The organism is Algoriphagus vanfongensis DSM 17529, assembly GCF_000429465.1.
Lineage (GTDB): Bacteria > Bacteroidota > Bacteroidia > Cytophagales > Cyclobacteriaceae > Algoriphagus > Algoriphagus vanfongensis.
Genome location: NZ_AUBX01000015.1, coordinates 212,729 through 230,595 on the forward strand (window position 1 = coordinate 212,729; position 17,867 = coordinate 230,595).

The window sequence follows — 17,867 nt, forward strand, 5'->3', positions numbered from 1 at the left end:
TTCACTAAGGTGTTCCACGTGAAACGTTTAATAATTCTTATATAAATTGATAGCAAACTCTTCTTTGCTTCTCATAAGTTCAGCTTCTGATTTCTTCTTGTCCTTATAGCCAATTAAATGGTAAAGTCCATGGCTGATTACTCTACTGAGTTCTTCTTCGATGGAAGCGCCATGCTTAGAAGCATTTTCTTTCACGCGGTCAATGCTTATAAAGATATCTCCTTCAAGTTCATTTTCTTCTTCAGAATTATCAAATGTGATAATGTCTGTATAAGTATCATGATCGAGATATTCGACATTGATCTGGTGTAGATATTCATCTGAACAGAAAATGTAATTCAGATCTTGAATGATGAATTTTTCTCCCTGAGCAATTTCCTTCAACCACTTTTTGCGGTTGTTTTTTTGCTTCAATTGAAAAGGAATTTCCTCGGAAAAGAAATGAATTGCCATATTAATCCATGTAAAATGATAATACAGTTCTTTTGCCTCCTTCTTCAAATTTCACCTCGTCTGTAAGATTTTTGATTAGAAAGATTCCTCTTCCTCCAGGCTTTTCGATATTTTCTGGAGCTGTTGGGTCTGGCAATGTTTCGATTTCAAAGCCCTCTCCTTCATCTTCAATGATAAATTGGAGTTGATCATCTTGGGCCTTCAATTCCAAATGAACCAACTTCTGCTTGTTGCTTTGATTGCCATGGATAATAGCATTGCTGATGCATTCTGTCACCGAAATCATAATATTCCCATAGATATCGTCGTTTATTTCAAACTTCTCTCGGGCATTGTCAATAAAGCTCTCTATGATTTTTATATTCTCAATCAGAGATGGTATTGAAATTTTTATTGAATTCATTCCTTTTTTATGCTATGGGTAATAATTTTTTGAATTTATCCTTCAATCTCCAACGAAATAGGACAATGATCAGAATGGATGATATCAGGTAAAATTACAGCACTTTTTAATTTGTTCTGCATCTCTTGAGTTGCCATATGGTAATCTATCCTCCATCCCAGATTCTTAGCTCTGGCATTTGCGCGATAGCTCCACCAGGTATACTGATGAGGGTTTTCATTGAAATAACGAAAGGTGTCTATAAATCCCGATTCGGTGAACTTGTCCATCCAGGCTCTTTCATCAGGCAAGAATCCTGATGAATTTTTATTCGCTACCGGGTTGTGAATGTCTATGGCCTTGTGACAGATATTATAATCACCACTCAAAATCAAATTGGGATGATTCCTTCTCAAATCCTGCATGTATCCATAGATATCATCCAAAAACTCATATTTGAAATCCTGCCTAATATCTCCCGTAGTTCCTGAAGGAAAATAGGCCGATAGAAAGGAGAAATTATCGAAATCTACTTGAATCAACCTTCCCTCATCATCGTATTTTTCCAAGCCCATCCCCAATTTGATGGATTTGGGTTTGATTTTGGTGAAAATTGCTACTCCAGAGTAGCCCTTTTTCACAGCTGGAAACCAGTGTAGTTCGTATCCCAAATCAGTGAAAACACTTGGATCTATCTGGTTGATGTGAGCTTTGAGTTCTTGAATACCGATGACATCTGGGTTTTCTGTTTTGAGCCACTCTACAAAACCTTTGTTGATGGCTGCCCTGATTCCATTGACATTGTAGGAAATTAATTTCATGCCTTATTTAATCTCTATTTGATATTCTTTCTCAAAATATTCAAGAATTTGAATCTTCAGGAGCTTTTCTTGATCTAATAGATCAAAATGAGGTAATTCTTTAATAAGATTCCAATGAGGCCAGCCTTCAGCATCTACATGATCCAGTTCGTAAAATCCTGCCGTACTGAGCACTTTACAAATGGCGATATGCATGAGGTCCTGCTTTTGCTCTTTGGAAAACACCTTCACTCCCTGGCCTAATTCCTGTACCCCGATAAGAAAGAGTACGCCGTTTAGGTCTTTGGGTTTTTTCCCAATGTTTTCTTCAATTCCCAGCAGTAGCTTTGACCACCTCTTTTCAAGATCTAAATCTCTTTTAAACACTTTAAATTATTGATTTTTAAGTAGTTCCCAGTATTCTACTGCTCTTCGAAGATGGGGGATTACGATCGACCCACCGATCAAAGTAGCGATGGAAAATACTTCAAATATTTCTTTCTTTTCCAATCCCACTTCATGGCATTTGCCTAAATGATATTTGATACAGTCGTCACAGCGCAACACCATGGAACAGGCCAAGCCTATCATTTCTTTGCTTTTGATGTCAAGTGCACCTTCTGCGTATGCATTGGTATCCAGGTTGAAAAAACGCTTGATCACTTTATTGTCCTCGGCCATGATTTTATCATTCATGCGAGCCCGATAATCATTGAATTCCTCTATCAAATTCATTAAATTAATGCTTTAGGATTTTTCTGCTGCAAATATACAGCTATTATGTCAGGAGATTGAATAACAGACTTCAGCGCCTATGCGTTTACTTTTTCTGAAAGATTTTTTTGATTTGATATTCCCAAGGAACTGTCCCTTGTGTGCACAGACTCTATTGGAGTCCGAAGGTGTGATTTGTCTGGCATGCCTGGGCCAATTGCCCGTGACATCCTATCACCTTCGATCTCGGGACAATGACCTCAAGTCCAAAATAGCAGGATTGACGAGAGCTGATCAGGTAATGGCTTATCTCAAATTCACCAAGTCAGGCCAAAGTCAGCAAATTCTCCACCTTTTGAAGTATAGAAATAAACCCGAGATAGCGCGACTGCTAGGTAAAAACTATGCTGCACTCTTATTTCAGCAGGGTACTAGTACAGCTTGGGATGTATTGGTCCCGGTACCGCTTCACCCAATCAAGCATCAACGAAGGGGCTACAATCAAAGTGAGGAATTTGCAAAAGGCTTGGGGGAAAGATTGGCTATTCCTATGGAAAACCTAATTAATAGAGCTGTTTTCACAGAGACTCAGACCAAAAAATCACGTCTGGAGCGACTTCAAAATGTCGAGGATGTTTTCCAATGCATATCTGCATCGAAGGTGAGCGGAAAATCGATTTTACTGGTGGATGATGTGATCACTACTGGAGCCACCTTATGTGCATGTGCCAATGTCCTTTGGGCTAATGGTGCAAAAAACGTAGATTTAGTCACCATCGCAGCCGGTGGTAAAATCTAAGAGCAATGATAGACATCGAACAACTAAAATATCCTATCGGAAAGTTTGCATTTAATCCACAATCTGATTCAGAAAGCCTGAAAGAATCCATTCAGACAATCAGAAATTTGCCTGAGTTTTTGTCCCAAACAGTAGAAAATCTAACAGATAATCAGATAGATACACCCTATCGCCCAGGTGGTTGGACCGTTCGTCAGCTGGTGCATCATGTTGGAGACAGCCATATGAATGCATTAATTCGTTTTAAACTTGCCCTGACAGAATCTACTCCTATTATTAAACCTTACGACGAAGCCGAGTGGGCCAAACTTTCTGACTATAGCTTTGAAATTGATTCTTCTTTAGCACTTATTCGGATCATCCATGCTAAATGGTGTTCTCTGCTTGATTCGATGAGCGAAGAAGATCTTCAGAAATCTTATTTTCATCCGGAAAGCCAGAAGGAACAAAGTCTACTTGAGGTGGCACATATGTATGCCTGGCATTCTTTGCATCATTTGGCACATATTCAGCAATTGATGATCAGGGAAAACTGGACGACTCCTGTCTCATGAATATTTCACTGAAGAACCAAAGAATCTTGGTCACGGGAGCTTCCAGAGGGATAGGAAGGGCGATAGCAAAGCAACTATCTGACTCAGGTGCTGAAGTGATCATCCATTTCAATTCCAATCCTAGAGAAGCGGAAAAATTGCTCCACGAACTGAAAAATCCAGCATTTATTGAAAAATGTGATTTGGAGGACTCATCTCAGGTTATGGGATTTATTCCTTCCTTGGAAGAGAAATATGGTCCTCTGACTGGATTGGTGAATAATGCCGGCATTGCTATGGCAGCTCCAGATACCTTGCCTACAAGTGATTGGCTAAAGGTTTGGGAAAAGACTATGGCGGTAAATTCAACGGCTGTCGGAATTTTGTGCAAGGAATTTGTCGATCAGGCGAAAAGCCAACAGCAAGGTAGAATAGTCACTATCTCTTCGAGAGCTGCTTTTAGAGGGGATACCACCGATTATTTAGCTTATGGAGCTTCCAAAGGTGCCCTGGTAAGTCTGACCCGATCGATTGCAAGGCACTATGGCAAACAGGGCATCAAGGCTTTTTTGATAGCTCCAGGATTTACCCGCACTGACATGGCTGAGGAGATTCTAGCCGAATATGGAGAGGAATTTGCACTCAATGATATCGCACTCAATGAGCTCACAAGACCTGAAGATATTGCTCCCATGGTGACTTTGCTTTGTTCTGGTCTTGCAGATCATGCCACCGGAACGTCCATTGATATCAATGCTGGGTCTTATGTCAGATAGCTATTGATATTCATTCTGGCTGATCATTTCTAGTATCCCCATGATCAAAAGAGATCCCGTCTTCACCCCCGAACTCGTACGAATCCTCAAAATATTCGGTTCGGCGTCTATTCTGCTGGTTTTGATTCTTTCCTTTTTCAATTCTTATCGTGCTGACAATACCGGAGAAGACAGGACTTTCCGAATGAGTGATTCCGCCCGTCTCTATTTTTTGAATGTGAAATCTATCGTCTATGAGCGGGAAATCCGATCGGATGCTGGCATGGCCTTATTTAGACATGAGGACTTGCTGGCTGAGTCAGGCTCGCCTTCTATCCAGTTGATTTTGATTCTTAATCCTCCCCAGGATGAGGCCTATCTCTATCTTGAGCCTGTCGGGCTGGATTGGCCATTGGAGATCTTAGTTGAGGCTGATTCTACCGAAAAGAAGTATGTATTGGATGATGGAAATAAGTTTGAGCATGGACAGCATATCCAGAAACTACGGCCCTATCTCGAATCAAATTCACGCTTTTATATTTTTGATCAAGGACAAAAAATTCCGATTTGGACAAAAGAAGTAGAAAAGGAAGGACTCAAAAGGACTTTGGAAGATTACTTTAGGATCATCGAAACCTAAAGTAATGCTTATGACTCCACTAGAACTTTTCAAATCGCAAATCGGAAAAACACTTGACCAAACTCCTTCGGCTGCCGGCAACTGGCTGGCAGGTACCTTGATGGAAATCGAAGTAGGACAGATCAAAGTATCCTATACTGTTTCTGATCGCATGTGCAATCCGGCCAAAATCCTTCACGGAGGCGTAGCTTCTCTGATGATGGATGATGTGATCGGCATGGCCAACTTTGTTGCCGAATCTGAATTTTTGATGACTTCGATCAATTTGAATGTGGATTTCCTGTCCTCAGCTCGGATTGGAGAGCAGTTATTTGTTTCTGCAAAATTAGTTCGCTCAGGATCTAACCTAAATCATTGGGAGGCCGTTATTACTAAAGATTCAGGGAAAGTAGTGGCAAAGGCCAGTTCGAACATGATCAAAACTCATGTGAAAATAAAAGACCTTGGATTTTGATCTTTAAACCAAAAAAATAATCTATGAAAAAACTCTTTTTTGTTTTCAGCTTTTGCATTCTCTCTATTTCGGCTTTTTCACAAACTACAATTTCATTCCACCAGAGCAATTTGCCCTTTTTGGGTGTTAATCACCAATTCGGGGAAAAATGGATTCCTGAATTTAGAGTAGGAACAGACACTTATTTTGAAAGTCTCTCAGCTGAGTTGGTCGCCAACTACATTTTCAAAAAGACGGAAAGGTTTGATTTTTATGGAGGAGCAGGTTTGCAAGTTGGCACGTTTGATGGAATCGCTATTCCTGTAGGTTTGAATATTTATCCATTTGAGCAAAAAGATTTTGGCTTTCATATAGAAGGTGCACCCATTATTGGCTTCAGTGATGAACAAATATTTCGAGGATCTTTCGGGATTCGATATCGCTTTCTAAAGGATTAAAAAACAAAAAGGGAGAATTTGATGATTCTCCCTTTTTTGATTTAAAACTGCTCCAGTTTCACCATCAGATCCCATACGGCAATACCCAAGGATACCGATATATTCAGAGAATGCTTGGTGCCCAATTGGGGGATTTCGAGTACTTGATCGCAGGCTTTGAGAACGGATTCTTCCACTCCAAAAACCTCATTTCCGAAGATCAGTGCATATTTTTGATCTTTTTGAGGCTTAAAATTATTGAGCATGATAGATTCGTCGACCTGCTCCAATGCGCAGAGTTGGTAGCCATCTGCTTTCAATTTTTCTACAGCTATGCCGGTATTGAGACAGTATTCCCATTCTACAGATTCGGTAGCTCCCAATGCTGTCTTTTGGATGTCCCGATGCGGTGGTGTGCCCGTGATGCCACAGAGGTAGATTTTTTCTATGCGAAAAGCATCGCCGGTACGAAAAGCCGAGCCGACATTATTGAGACTTCTTACATTGTCCAGCACAAGGACAATCGGTGATTTCTTGGTGTCTTTGTATTCTTCAATGCTGAGCCTTTCCAGCTCATCCATACTTAATTTCTTCATCTTTTTTGATCTGCCTTGCTTATGGTCTATTTTCAGACTTTATTCGATCCCCCAAATTTAAGAGAATTAAACTGACTCATGAGTAAGGCCAAAAACGGAAAAGAAACACCTTTGATGAAGCAATACAATGCAATCAAAGCAAAGCATCCTGGTGCTTTGTTGCTGTTTCGTGTGGGAGATTTTTATGAAACCTTCGGAGAAGATGCCGTAGTGGCTAGTAAAGTATTGGATATCGTACTCACCAAAAGAGCCAATGGCTCGGCTTCGCACATCGAATTGGCAGGTTTTCCACATCATTCCTTGGACAATTATTTGCCCAAATTGGTCAGAGCTGGCAATCGTGTAGCGATCTGTGATCAGCTCGAAGATCCCAAATCCGTCAAAGGGATAGTCAAGCGAGGCGTGACCGAATTGGTGACCCCTGGCCTTTCCTACAATGATCAGGTGCTCGATACCCGCAAAAACAACTATTTGGCATCCATTCATTTTGGAAAAGAAAAACATGGAATTGCCTTTTTGGACGTTTCTACTGGGGAATTTATGTGTGCCGAGGGCAATGCATCCTATATCGACAAGCTACTGCAAAGCTTCGCTCCTTCTGAAATCATCTATTCCAAAGCTGCAAAAAAAGCAGCTGCTGATCTGATCAAAAATGATTTCATCACTTTTCATTGCGAGGATTGGGTCTATCAGTACGATTATACTTACGAAAAACTCAAAACCCATTTTGAGACCAGCAATCTGAAAGGTTTTGGTGTCGAGGACTTGGAAATGGGCATCGTGGCAGCGGGGGCGATTTTATTTTATTTGGAGGAAACGGAGCATAAGGAAATCCAGCACGTATCGGCTATATCGAGGATAGCAGAAGAGAAATACGTATGGCTGGACAAGTTTACCATCAGAAACCTTGAATTGGTTTTTCCCCAGCATGAAGGTGGGGTTCCATTGATTCAGATTTTGGATCAGACGGTGACTCCGATGGGTTCCCGAATGATGAAAAAGTGGATGGTGCTGCCTTTGAAAGAAAAGTCTCCAATCGAAGAAAGACTCAATGTTGTGGATTTTTTCTATCAAAACCCAATGACGATAGATGAGATCGTAGATCAACTCAAGCATATTGGAGATTTGGAGCGACTAATCTCCAAAGTGGTAGTGGGTCGTGCCAATCCTCGCGAAATGAATCAAATCAGGAGAGCATTGAAAGCAATCTTACCGATCAAAGATCTTCTGAAAAATCAATCTAATTCGACTTTAAAGCGGCTTTCTGATCAAATTCATCCATGTGACTACATCTTGGAAAAAATCGAGAATGAGCTGCAGGAAGATGCGCCGATGCTGGTCCATCAAGGAGGAGTAATCAAAGATGGGGTGGATCCTGATCTGGATGAGTACCGAAAGCTCGCAAACTCCGGGAAAGACTATCTGGTGCAAATCCAACAAAGGGAAATACAAAATACAGGTATCAGCTCTTTGAAAATAGCCTACAATAAAGTGTTTGGCTACTATCTAGAAGTGACGCATGCGCACAAAGATAAAGTGCCTCAGGAATGGATACGCAAGCAGACATTGGTCAATGCTGAGCGCTACATCACTCCCGAGCTCAAAGAATACGAAGAGAAAATCTTGAATGCCGAGGAGCGTATGATCGCTTTGGAGCAAAAGTATTTTCAAGAATTGGTAGCTGAGACAGGGCAATTTGTCACTCAAATCCAGCAAAATGCCCGTATCATCGGGACGCTGGATGCCTTACTTTCCTTTGCCAAAGTAGCTCTAAGCAATGGCTATTGCAGGCCGAAGGTGTCGGATACTGAGACTTTGGAGATCAAAGATGGTCGTCACCCTGTGATCGAAAAACAACTACCTCCAGGAGAGGATTATATTCCCAATGATATTTACCTAGATCATGATAGCCAGCAGATCATCATCATTACTGGTCCTAACATGGCTGGTAAATCAGCTCTTTTGAGACAAACGGCTTTGATAGTTTTGATGGCTCAGATGGGAAGTTTTGTGCCTGCGTCTTTTGCTAGAGTAGGGATCATTGACAAAGTCTTTACCCGTGTCGGAGCTTCTGATAATCTATCCAGAGGAGAATCCACGTTTATGGTGGAAATGACCGAGACGGCCAGTATTTTGAATAATCTTTCTGATCGGAGCTTGGTGCTGATGGATGAGATTGGTCGGGGAACATCCACCTATGATGGTATTTCCATTGCTTGGTCTATCGTGGAGTACCTACACAATCATCAGAATTTCAAAGCCAAGACGCTTTTTGCCACGCACTATCATGAGTTGAATCAATTGACGGAGGATTTTCCGAGAATCAAAAACTTCAATGTTTCTGTCAAGGAAGTGGGCAATAAGGTCATTTTCATGAGAAAGCTAAAAGAGGGTGGATCGGAGCATAGCTTTGGTATCCACGTAGCTCAGATGGCAGGCATGCCTAATCCTGTTGTGCTTCGAGCTGCTGAGATCATGTCTCACCTCGAAAAGGATAAGGCTATGGTACATGACAAGGAAAACATGAAGTCTGTACCGAAAAACAATTTCCAATTGAGTCTTTTCGAGATGGATCCCAAATTTAAAGAAGCCAAAGAACTTCTGGATTTGATCGATATCAACGCAATCTCTCCTATCGAAGCCTTGCTTAAGCTGCATGAGGTGAAGAAAAAGTTAGAATAATTTATCTACTAAAAACACTTGATACTCAAGCGATATCAAGTGGGATGGAAATGGGGGATAAAAATTTCTTGGTTGAAGTATTGTGAAAATGAATTTGGTGCTTACCTTTGCATCCACAATTCGCTCGGATCACGTTCCGAGTTCAACATATAAGCGAGAGTAGCTCAGTTGGTAGAGCACGACCTTGCCAAGGTCGGGGTCGCGAGTTCGAATCTCGTCTCTCGCTCATTTAGCCCTTGATTCAAGGGCTTTGTTGTTTTAGGACAATTGTAGCAAAACTCTATTTTCGAATAGTGTAAGCCGGGATGGTGGAATAGGTAGACACGCAAGACTTAAAATCTTGTGGCCTTTAGGCCGTGCGGGTTCGATTCCCGCTCCTGGTACTCAAAGCCTCGTCACGATAGTTATCGTGGGCGAGGCTTTTTGTTTTTGGCTTGAATTTTTTAAAAATCAATACGAGCTTTTTTGGGACAGTCTGATGAGACCTCTAACTTTGAATGACCATTCAACTTTTATCTTTGATAAAGGCAATAAATTCTCAGAAAATGCAAAAAATACCCTTATTTATAGATAATCAACCCGTCTTAGGGAGAGGAAAGCACTTTGATAACTTCAACCCTGCCACAGGTGAAAAAACTCATGAAGTCACATCAGCTTCGCAAGATGATTTTGAAAAAGCCATCGCCTCAGCCAAAAGAGGCTTTCAGGTTTGGTCAGCGATGTCTCCCACAGAGCGAGGTAGAATTTTGCACCGGGCGTCTCAGATTCTGAGAGAGAAAAATGATGAATTGGCCATTTTGGAATGTCAGGATACGGGTAAGCCGATTCGTGAGACACTTGCTGTTGACGTGATTTCTGGAGCTGATTGTTTGGAATATTATGCAGGCCTAGCCCCTTCCTTGCATGGTCAGCACCATGAGTTGGGTGGAGATTTTGCCTATACCAAAAGAGAACCACTGGGAATTTGTGCTGGTATTGGAGCGTGGAACTATCCGATTCAAATTGCCTGCTGGAAAGCAGCTCCAGCTTTGGCTTGCGGCAATGTGATGTTATTCAAGCCAGCTGAATTGACGCCTTTGACTGCTTTCAAATTGGCAGAGGTATTTCGGGAAGCAGGTATGCCAGATGGAGTATTCAATGTGATCCAAGGAGATGCGGAGGTAGGAAAAATGATGACTTCCCATCCAGAAATTGCAAAAGTATCGATCACCGGTGAGGTCGGCACAGGTAAAAAAGTCATGACTGCATCCGCTGATACGCTCAAGCATGTCACGCTGGAACTGGGCGGGAAATCTCCCATTGTTATTTTTGAAGATGCAGATTTGGAGGAAGCTGTCAATGGAGTTATGCTTGGAAACTTCTACACCCAAGGTGAAATCTGCAGCAATGGTACCCGAGTTTTTGTCCATCAAGCTATCCGAGATCGATTTTTGGAAAAGCTACTGAACAGAACCAAAGAACTGATCGTCGGAGATCCCACAGATCCTGAAACTCATATTGGCGCATTGATCAACCAGACTCATTTCGAAAAGGTGATGTACTACATCTCAGAGGGAAAAAAAGAGGCTGAATTGGTATTGGGAGGAAATCAAAAAAAGATCTCAGGATGTGAAGGTGGATATTTTGTAGAACCTACAATTTTTAGCTGCGATTCGGATGAGATGAAAATCGTCCGGGAAGAAATTTTCGGTCCTGTCCTATCTCTCTTGACTTTTGATTCTGAGGAAGAGGTGATCCGTCGTGCCAATGACACCCCGTTTGGTTTGGCCGCAGGAGTCTACACACAAAATATCCGGAGAGCACATCGAGTTGTTGGAAAGTTGCAAGCAGGCATGTGCTGGATCAATACCTATAATATCAATCCCGTCGAAATACCCTTTGGAGGATATAAACAATCCGGAATCGGTAGAGAGAATGGCTTGGCTGCCATAGAACACTACTCTCAGCTTAAAACGGTCTACGTTGCCATGAACGATCTAGGCAATCCTTTCGAGTAAGCTTATGAACTCAAGGCCAACAGAAATTTTTAGGGATTCTGTTGGCCTTTTTTGTATTTTAAGACCTGATGGAAGAATTTGAATTTTTACCCCAAGACTGGTCTGCTACCAAACATTGGTTGATCATCGCAGGAATGGCTCTGGCCACTTTTCTGCTTTTTCTCTTTTTGGCTAACAAGTCCAAAGCATTTCTGCGGATACGGCTTGTGAAAAGGATGGAGGATGACCTTTTGGCCAATTTCCTGGCTGGAGTCTTTGGCTCGGTAGTGATCCTGATAGGTCTGATGATCGTGTTTCGGATCATTGGACTCACGGGTGTGGTATCTGGCCTGTTGGCAGGTGCTGGCATTTCTGCTTTTATCATCGGCTTTGCGTTGAAAGATATCGGAGAAAACTTCCTTGCCGGAATTCTATTAGCTTTCAAAAGGCCCTTTCGGGTCGGCGACATTGTGGATATCAATGGGATCAGAGGAACAGTCCTGACACTAAATCTGCGTGATACACAGGTCAAAACTGCTGATGGAAAGGATGTTTTTATTCCCAATGCTCAGATCATCAAGAATCCACTGATCAATTTTACGATCGATGGCTTTCTCCGCTATGATTTCACGATAGGTTTGGACTATGGCTCAGATTACACCGGGGCGATGATCCTGATCCGAGAAACGCTGATGGAGGTAGAAGGTGTATTGACCAATGTAAAAAAACCGAATGTCTGGGTTTCTGATTTGGCAGAAAGCACCATCAATCTTCAGGTGACTTTTTGGGTGGATACGTTTGACAGAAAAATAGCCGATACTGAGGTCAAGTCTGTCGCTATTATACAAGTATTGACGGCAATGGAAAAGGCCGGCTTTACGATGCCGGCCCGAGTATTGGAGCTCAAGAATTATCGGGATGAAACCCTAAAAACCTCTTGATTCTATTTTTCTAAAATACCCTTTAGATCCGCCGGAGAATAATTGACTGATTTCAAGGTCTTGCGATCTCCTTCTCTGAATACCAAGAAGAGATCTCCTTCTTTTTCGTAGAAACACGCTGTGCCTTTTGCCTGATAATGTGCCACTGTGGCTTTGGCTTCTTCTTCTGACACGCAGGCTTTGCTCATATTGGAGCGCTGGACTTCATCGAAAAGAGTTTTGAATTTTTCGCCCAAACCAAACTCCAAAATGGCTCCAGAGAGTACGTATTGCAAATCACAAAGTGCATCGGCTATTTCGACCAAATCATTGTCCTGAATAGCTTGTTCGAGTTCTTTTAGCTCCTCGGCAAGTAGGGAAACCCGGAGATTGCATCGCGTCTCAGAAGGAATAGTCGGCTCGGCGATTACAGGATGCTTGAATGTTTCGTGAAATAAAGCGACTGAAGTAAGTGACTTGGGATCTTGCATAGTATTGATTTTAGGATTCGAAATAAATGAAAAAGGCCGGAATTTCCGGCCTTTCTTCGTTTTGATTTCAGGAATTACATGGATGCTGCCGCAAATCTTTCTGAGACAGTTTTCCAGTTGATCACATTCCAAAATGCTGATACATAATCTGGTCTGCGGTTTTGATAGTTTAAATAATAGGCATGCTCCCATACGTCCAGCCCTAAAAGCGGAGTGCCTTTGAAATCCGAAATATCCATCAGCGGGTTATCTTGATTTGGGGTAGAGCCCACTGCTAACTTTTTGTCAGCATCGACGACCAGCCAAGCCCATCCAGAGCCAAATCTCGTTTTGGCCGCATTGTTGAATTCTTCAGAAAAAGCATCAAAGCTTCCAAAAGAAGAGTCGATGGCAACAGCCAGTTCGCCTTCGGGCTTGCCTCCTCCATCCGGAGTCAGCACTTTCCAGAATAATTCATGATTGTAATGTCCGCCTCCATTGTTCCTCATTTTGGTGGAGTACTTGGATACATTGGCCAGTACATCTTCCAATGGCATATTGGCATCCACGTTTTCCTCGCCGATGGCATCTCCCAGATTTTTGGCATAGCCGGCGGCATGCTTGGTATAGTGGATTTCCATAGTCATGGCATCGATATTTGGCGCCAAAGCGGCATAATCGTAAGCCAAAGGAGTCTGGGTGAAAGAGGTGACCAAAATGGCCTTTTCCGCTCCGTTGGCAGATCCACTGCAGGCAGAAAGAACTCCGGTGCCTACCAAGCTCATGGCGATGCTGGCTTTGGAACTGTCGGATAGAAATTTCCTTCTGGATATGTTGTTTTCTATTGCTTTCATAAGGGAACTGTTGGTTGGTTAAATAATAGTATCGGAATTTGAAACTAACCAATATCATGCAGAATTGAAATTGATAGTCAGACATTAAGTCCGATTTTGTGACAAGTTGGTTATGTTTGCATGCAAACTGGCGCTTGGTTGGGTTTTTGACCAAGGACTTATTCCCATGAAACAGACGATTTTCTATAAATATCAAGGTACCGGCAATGACTTTGTCATGATAGATGACCGGGACGAAAATTTTGATGAAAAGGATTTGGCCTTGGTTTCCAAGCTTTGTGACCGCAAGTTTGGGATCGGAGCCGATGGATTGATTTTGATCCGCAACCACCCCGATTATGATTTTGAGATGATCTATTTCAATGCCGATGGATCTCAGAGCATGTGTGGCAATGGAGCCCGATGTGCGGTGGCGTTTTCAGGTTTTTTGGGCATAATCTCCGAAAAAACGCACTTCCTGGCAATTGACGGACCTCATGATGCCGTATGGAACGGCGAGCAAGTAGAGCTGAAAATGGGCAATGTATCCGGTATCGAGACCAAAGACAGAGATGCTTTTGTGAACACTGGCTCTCCTCACCACATCCGGATGGTAGAGGATATTGAAGACTATCCAGTCTTTGAAGAAGGCAAAAAAGTCCGCTATGATGCGATGTATGCGCCAGCAGGTACCAATGTCAATTTTGTGGAGGCCCTATCTAAAGAGGAGATATTTGTGAGGACTTACGAAAGGGGTGTGGAAAATGAGACCCTTTCCTGTGGAACGGGTGTCACAGCTGCTGCGATTGCTTATGCCAAAGACGCAGTGGATGCTACTATCAAGATCAGGACTCTGGGAGGCCATCTTTCAGTACGCTTTCATAGAAATCCAGATGGAAGCCTCGACGAAGTATGGCTGACTGGGCCAGCCACGCAAGTTTACCGGGGAGAAATAGAAATTTAATCATCCAAAGCACCGACAGAGAGATCGATCGGTGAATTATCAATTGTAATAAAAAGAGCTTAATTTTAGAGCCCGATTTTAGAATCACACAGAGCAGACATGTTAGATTTTATAGCAAAAGGATTAGCCAAAGTTTTTGGAACTAAATCCGACCGAGATATCAAAGAATTACTTCCCAAGGTTCAGGAAATCAATCAGATTTTCTCAGGGTTTCAGTCCCTTTCCGATGAGGAGCTGAGAGCCAAAACCATCGAAATCAAATCCGAGATCAATGAGCATCTTCAGGAATTTGACGACAAAATCACCGGACTGAGAGCAGATATTGAAGCGCTTCCTGCCGAAGCGATCCACCAAAAAGATCAACTTTTCACTCAAATCGAGCAAATCGAAAAGGATCGGGACGAAGCTTTGGAAGTAGTCTTGGAGAGAGTGATGCCTAAGGCTTTTGCGGTCGTCAAGGAGACCGCCCGTCGATTCAAGGAAAACGAGAAGCTAGTCGTGACGGCTACTCTTCGCGACCAAGAACTCGCAGCAATGAAGCAAAATGTGGAGATCGATGGGGACAAGGCGATCTGGCATAACAAGTGGCTAGCCGCTGGCAATGAAGTAGTCTGGGACATGGTTCACTACGACGTGCAGCTGATCGGTGGTATGGTTTTGCACAAAGGTAAAATCTCCGAGATGGCTACCGGGGAAGGTAAAACATTGGTATCTACTTTGCCAGCTTATCTGAATGCTTTGGCCGGAAGAGGGGTACACGTCGTGACGGTCAATGATTACCTCGCCAAGCGTGACTCCGAATGGAATGCTCCCTTGTTTGAATTTCACGGTCTCTCAGTAGACTGTATCGATAAGTATCAGCCAAACTCTCCAGGACGTCGCAAAGCATACAACTGCGATATCGTCTATGGTACCAATAATGAGTTTGGTTTCGATTACCTCAGAGACAACATGGCTCGTGATCAGGGCGATTTGGTGCAGGGAAAGCATCACTTTGCTATGATTGATGAGGTTGACTCCGTCTTGATTGATGATGCAAGAACTCCTTTGATTATCTCCGGGCCTGTTCCTCGTGGGGATGTTCATGAGTTTGACCAGATGAAACCTCGGGTATCCACTTTGGTGGAAGAGCAGCGCAAATTGGTGCAGGGTTACCTAGCTACAGCCAAAAAGTTGATTGCTGACGGAAACGAAAAAGAGGGCGGCTTGGCACTTTTCAGAGCTTACAGAGGGATGCCGAAGTATAAGCCTTTGATCAAGTATCTTTCTGAGCCAGGGATCCGAGTAGTTTTGCAGAAAACCGAGAACTACTATCTCCAGGATAATAAGAGAAATATGCCAGAGGCGGATGAACCGCTTTTATTTACCATCGATGAGAAGAGCAACGTCGTAGACTTGACCGATAGAGGTATCGAGACCATGACTACCAAAAATGAAGATCCTTCTTTCTTCATTATGCCAGACATCGGTGTTGTGATTGCCGAATTGGAAAAAGATGAGTCCCTTGACGATAAGGAAAAATTGATCAAGAAAGAGGAAGTCATCAAAGATTATGGCGTAAAAGCTCAGCGAATCCATACCGTAAATCAGCTTTTGAAAGCGTACTGTATGTTTGAGCGGGACACCGAGTACATCATTGTGGATGGAAAAGTAAAAATCGTCGATGAGCAAACAGGTCGTGTGATGGAAGGCCGTCGTTATTCTGATGGTTTGCATCAAGCGATCGAGGCCAAAGAAAATGTCAAAGTAGAAGACGCTACTCAGACATACGCGACGATCACTTTGCAGAACTACTTCAGAATGTACCACAAACTGTCAGGTATGACAGGTACTGCAGAGACTGAAGCAGGGGAATTCTGGGAAATCTATAAGTTGGATGTGGTGGTAATCCCTACCAACAGAACTATCCAGCGTGACGATAGAGAAGATAAAGTATACAAAACAGTTCGTGAGAAATTCAACGCAGTAGTAGACGAAATCAATGAATTGGTTGCAGTAGGCAGACCAGTCTTGGTAGGTACTACTTCCGTTGAGATTTCTGAGGTTTTGAGCAGAATGCTCACCTTGAAGAAGATTCCTCACCAAGTCTTGAATGCGAAGCAACATGCTCGTGAAGCGGATGTGGTAGCAGAAGCTGGTAAAGCTGGAACAGTGACCATCGCCACCAACATGGCGGGTCGTGGTACGGATATCAAGCTGACAGCTGAGTCTAGAAAAGCAGGTGGTCTGGCGATCATCGGTACCGAAAGACATGAATCTCGTCGTGTCGATAGACAGCTGAGAGGTCGTGCGGGTCGTCAAGGAGACGTGGGTTCTTCCCAGTTCTTTGTTTCCTTGGAGGATTCCTTGATGCGTTTGTTCGGCTCAGATCGGATTGCCAAGTTGATGGATAGAATGGGCTTGGAAGAAGGAGAAGTGATCCAGCATTCCATGATTACCAAATCCATCGAACGAGCTCAACGCAAAGTCGAGGAAAACAACTTTGGCACCAGAAAGAGATTGCTTGAGTATGATGACGTCATGAACTCTCAGCGGGAGGTAGTTTACAAGCGTCGTAAGAATGCCTTGAAAGGAGAGCGACTTGAGTTGGATATTCTCAATATTGTCTATGATGTCTGCGAAAGCCTCATCGAAATGGGCAAATCTGCAGAGGATGTTGAAAACCTACGAATGAATATTTTCACCTCCTTGGGCTTAGATTATCAGATTTCTGAAAATGATCTAAAATCCAAACCTGCTCAGGTATTGACGGAGGAGCTGTATGTTGCCGCTTTTGAAAACTATCAGAAAAAGAACAAGCAAATCACCGAAACTGCCCTGCCAATCCTAAGAAGAGTACAGGAAGAGCGAGGAGCTACCGTGAAAGATATCATGGTACCGATCTCTGATGGTATCAAGCAGATGGGTGTGGTGGTGAATTTGGAGAAAATGCTGGAGTCCGAAGGGCAGGAGTTGATCCGCTCTGTGGAGAAAAATGTGACTCTCGCTATCATCGATCAAAACTGGAAAGAGCACTTGAGAGATATGGATGACTTGAAGCAGTCTGTGCAAAATGCCGTCTACGAACAGAAAGACCCATTATTGATCTACAAGTTTGAGGCATTTGAGATGTTCAAGAGATTCATCGGTAAGTTGAATGAAGACATGATTTCGTTCTTATCGAGAGCTGACTTGCCGAAACAAGATCCCGCGCAAGTGCAGCAAGCTCAAGCTCCTAAGGCTCCCGAGCCCAAAGTACAAGCTTCCAAAGAAGATGCCGGTAGCACTTTGAACCCAGGGGCTAATCGTGCCGCAGCTGCAGCAGCCAGTGCCGGAAGACCGGCTTCTCAGGTGGTAGCACCTCGCAAATCCGAGAAGACTTATGGTAGAAATGATAAAGTTTCTGTCCAATACACCGACGGTTCTACGAAATCGGACGTTAAGTACAAAAGTGTAGAACAGGATGTGGCAGATGGGAAGTGTGTCATTATCGAAAACTAA

At 43.0% G+C, this 17,867-nt stretch carries 19 protein-coding genes and 2 tRNA genes; 13 read left to right on the forward strand and 8 right to left on the reverse strand.

Features of this window, described 5'->3' with window-relative positions:
- Positions 1-27: 27 nt before the first annotated feature.
- The 5 genes from ybeY to G460_RS0114215 are packed head-to-tail and all read right to left on the reverse strand — an operon-like array spanning position 28 to position 2,370.
- Positions 28-453, reverse strand: a complete 426-nt coding sequence (gene ybeY / locus G460_RS0114195; RefSeq protein WP_026955985.1) for an rRNA maturation RNase YbeY — start codon at positions 451-453, stop codon at positions 28-30.
- Position 454: 1 nt separating this feature from the next.
- Positions 455-856, reverse strand: a complete 402-nt coding sequence (locus tag G460_RS0114200) for an ATP-binding protein (RefSeq protein ID WP_026955986.1) — start codon at positions 854-856, stop codon at positions 455-457.
- A gap of 35 nt (positions 857-891) precedes the next feature.
- Positions 892-1,656 carry an exodeoxyribonuclease III gene (locus G460_RS0114205; RefSeq protein WP_026955987.1) on the reverse strand — a complete coding sequence of 255 codons (765 nt, stop codon included), beginning with the start codon at positions 1,654-1,656 and terminating at the stop codon, positions 892-894.
- Between the two features lie 3 nt (positions 1,657-1,659).
- On the reverse strand, positions 1,660-2,022 hold the full coding sequence (locus tag G460_RS0114210) for a hypothetical protein (protein ID WP_026955988.1): 363 nt from the start codon (positions 2,020-2,022) through the stop codon (positions 1,660-1,662).
- Between the two features lie 6 nt (positions 2,023-2,028).
- On the reverse strand, positions 2,029-2,370 hold the full coding sequence (locus tag G460_RS0114215; protein ID WP_026955989.1) for a carboxymuconolactone decarboxylase family protein: 342 nt from the start codon (positions 2,368-2,370) through the stop codon (positions 2,029-2,031).
- Between the two features lie 79 nt (positions 2,371-2,449).
- Between G460_RS0114215 and G460_RS0114220 the strand changes: the two genes are divergently transcribed.
- The 6 genes from G460_RS0114220 to G460_RS0114245 are packed head-to-tail and all read left to right on the forward strand — an operon-like array spanning position 2,450 to position 5,967.
- Positions 2,450-3,148, forward strand: a complete 699-nt coding sequence (locus tag G460_RS0114220) for a ComF family protein (RefSeq protein ID WP_026955990.1) — start codon at positions 2,450-2,452, stop codon at positions 3,146-3,148.
- 5 nt (positions 3,149-3,153) lie between these two features.
- A complete protein-coding gene (locus tag G460_RS0114225; protein WP_026955991.1) occupies positions 3,154-3,702 on the forward strand; it encodes a YfiT family bacillithiol transferase in 549 nt (182 codons plus the stop codon).
- Entirely contained in the window at positions 3,699-4,457 is a 759-nt protein-coding gene (locus G460_RS0114230; RefSeq protein ID WP_026955992.1) for an SDR family NAD(P)-dependent oxidoreductase, read from the forward strand. The genes G460_RS0114225 and G460_RS0114230 overlap by 4 nt, the downstream gene beginning before the upstream one ends.
- 40 nt (positions 4,458-4,497) lie before the next feature.
- Positions 4,498-5,076, forward strand: a complete 579-nt coding sequence (locus G460_RS0114235) for a hypothetical protein (RefSeq protein WP_026955993.1) — start codon at positions 4,498-4,500, stop codon at positions 5,074-5,076.
- Positions 5,077-5,086: 10 nt separating this feature from the next.
- On the forward strand, positions 5,087-5,530 hold the full coding sequence (locus G460_RS0114240; RefSeq protein WP_169817515.1) for a PaaI family thioesterase: 444 nt from the start codon (positions 5,087-5,089) through the stop codon (positions 5,528-5,530).
- A gap of 23 nt (positions 5,531-5,553) precedes the next feature.
- Positions 5,554-5,967, forward strand: a complete 414-nt coding sequence (locus G460_RS0114245; RefSeq protein ID WP_026955995.1) for a hypothetical protein — start codon at positions 5,554-5,556, stop codon at positions 5,965-5,967.
- Between the two features lie 41 nt (positions 5,968-6,008).
- On the opposite strand, the gene G460_RS0114250 is transcribed toward G460_RS0114245, so the two are convergent.
- Positions 6,009-6,542: an RNA methyltransferase gene (locus G460_RS0114250; protein WP_084421335.1), complete on the reverse strand. Its 534-nt coding sequence runs from the start codon at positions 6,540-6,542 to the stop codon at positions 6,009-6,011.
- A gap of 78 nt (positions 6,543-6,620) precedes the next feature.
- Here G460_RS0114250 and mutS point away from each other — a divergent pair, with 78 nt between their 5' ends.
- From mutS to G460_RS21905, 5 genes are all read left to right on the forward strand, one after another.
- A complete protein-coding gene (gene mutS, locus G460_RS0114255; RefSeq protein WP_026955997.1) occupies positions 6,621-9,224 on the forward strand; it encodes a DNA mismatch repair protein MutS in 2,604 nt (867 codons plus the stop codon).
- Between the two features lie 153 nt (positions 9,225-9,377).
- Positions 9,378-9,450 (forward strand) — tRNA-Gly (locus tag G460_RS0114260).
- Positions 9,451-9,523: 73 nt separating this feature from the next.
- Positions 9,524-9,607 (forward strand) — tRNA-Leu (locus G460_RS0114265).
- Between the two features lie 162 nt (positions 9,608-9,769).
- Positions 9,770-11,221, forward strand: a complete 1,452-nt coding sequence (gene betB, locus G460_RS0114270; protein WP_026955998.1) for a betaine-aldehyde dehydrogenase — start codon at positions 9,770-9,772, stop codon at positions 11,219-11,221.
- 68 nt (positions 11,222-11,289) lie between these two features.
- Positions 11,290-12,141, forward strand: a complete 852-nt coding sequence (locus G460_RS21905) for a mechanosensitive ion channel family protein (protein ID WP_051316053.1) — start codon at positions 11,290-11,292, stop codon at positions 12,139-12,141.
- 2 nt (positions 12,142-12,143) lie between these two features.
- Here the strand turns inward: G460_RS21905 and G460_RS0114280 are convergent, their stop codons facing one another.
- Positions 12,144-12,611, reverse strand: coding sequence for a pyrophosphohydrolase domain-containing protein (locus G460_RS0114280; protein ID WP_026955999.1), 468 nt, complete (start codon positions 12,609-12,611; stop codon positions 12,144-12,146).
- A 74-nt stretch (positions 12,612-12,685) separates the two neighbouring features.
- Positions 12,686-13,444: a superoxide dismutase gene (locus tag G460_RS0114285; RefSeq protein WP_026956000.1), complete on the reverse strand. Its 759-nt coding sequence runs from the start codon at positions 13,442-13,444 to the stop codon at positions 12,686-12,688.
- Between the two features lie 166 nt (positions 13,445-13,610).
- Here G460_RS0114285 and dapF point away from each other — a divergent pair, with 166 nt between their 5' ends.
- Both dapF and secA read left to right on the forward strand, forming a co-directional pair.
- The gene (dapF, locus tag G460_RS0114290) at positions 13,611-14,387 is read left to right on the forward strand and encodes a diaminopimelate epimerase (protein ID WP_035464517.1); all 777 of its coding nucleotides are present in this window, start codon (positions 13,611-13,613) and stop codon (positions 14,385-14,387) included.
- Positions 14,388-14,486: 99 nt separating this feature from the next.
- Entirely contained in the window at positions 14,487-17,867 is a 3,381-nt protein-coding gene (gene secA, locus G460_RS0114295; RefSeq protein ID WP_026956002.1) for a preprotein translocase subunit SecA, read from the forward strand.

Bases quoted from the DNA above. Each gene is read 5' to 3' on its own strand.
- ybeY (WP_026955985.1), bottom strand. From the start codon at position 453: ATGGCAATTCATTTCTTTTCCGAGGAAATTCCTTTTCAATTGAAGCAA.
- G460_RS0114200 (WP_026955986.1), bottom strand. From the start codon at position 856: ATGAATTCAATAAAAATTTCAATACCATCTCTGATTGAGAATATAAAA.
- G460_RS0114205 (WP_026955987.1), bottom strand. From the start codon at position 1,656: ATGAAATTAATTTCCTACAATGTCAATGGAATCAGGGCAGCCATCAAC.
- G460_RS0114215 (WP_026955989.1), bottom strand. From the start codon at position 2,370: ATGAATTTGATAGAGGAATTCAATGATTATCGGGCTCGCATGAATGAT.
- G460_RS0114220 (WP_026955990.1), top strand. From the start codon at position 2,450: ATGCGTTTACTTTTTCTGAAAGATTTTTTTGATTTGATATTCCCAAGG.
- G460_RS0114225 (WP_026955991.1), top strand. From the start codon at position 3,154: ATGATAGACATCGAACAACTAAAATATCCTATCGGAAAGTTTGCATTT.
- G460_RS0114230 (WP_026955992.1), top strand. From the start codon at position 3,699: ATGAATATTTCACTGAAGAACCAAAGAATCTTGGTCACGGGAGCTTCC.
- G460_RS0114235 (WP_026955993.1), top strand. From the start codon at position 4,498: ATGATCAAAAGAGATCCCGTCTTCACCCCCGAACTCGTACGAATCCTC.
- G460_RS0114240 (WP_169817515.1), top strand. From the start codon at position 5,087: ATGACTCCACTAGAACTTTTCAAATCGCAAATCGGAAAAACACTTGAC.
- G460_RS0114245 (WP_026955995.1), top strand. From the start codon at position 5,554: ATGAAAAAACTCTTTTTTGTTTTCAGCTTTTGCATTCTCTCTATTTCG.
- G460_RS0114250 (WP_084421335.1), bottom strand. From the start codon at position 6,542: ATGAAGAAATTAAGTATGGATGAGCTGGAAAGGCTCAGCATTGAAGAA.
- mutS (WP_026955997.1), top strand. From the start codon at position 6,621: ATGAGTAAGGCCAAAAACGGAAAAGAAACACCTTTGATGAAGCAATAC.
- betB (WP_026955998.1), top strand. From the start codon at position 9,770: ATGCAAAAAATACCCTTATTTATAGATAATCAACCCGTCTTAGGGAGA.
- G460_RS21905 (WP_051316053.1), top strand. From the start codon at position 11,290: ATGGAAGAATTTGAATTTTTACCCCAAGACTGGTCTGCTACCAAACAT.
- G460_RS0114280 (WP_026955999.1), bottom strand. From the start codon at position 12,611: ATGCAAGATCCCAAGTCACTTACTTCAGTCGCTTTATTTCACGAAACA.
- G460_RS0114285 (WP_026956000.1), bottom strand. From the start codon at position 13,444: ATGAAAGCAATAGAAAACAACATATCCAGAAGGAAATTTCTATCCGAC.
- dapF (WP_035464517.1), top strand. From the start codon at position 13,611: ATGAAACAGACGATTTTCTATAAATATCAAGGTACCGGCAATGACTTT.
- secA (WP_026956002.1), top strand. From the start codon at position 14,487: ATGTTAGATTTTATAGCAAAAGGATTAGCCAAAGTTTTTGGAACTAAA.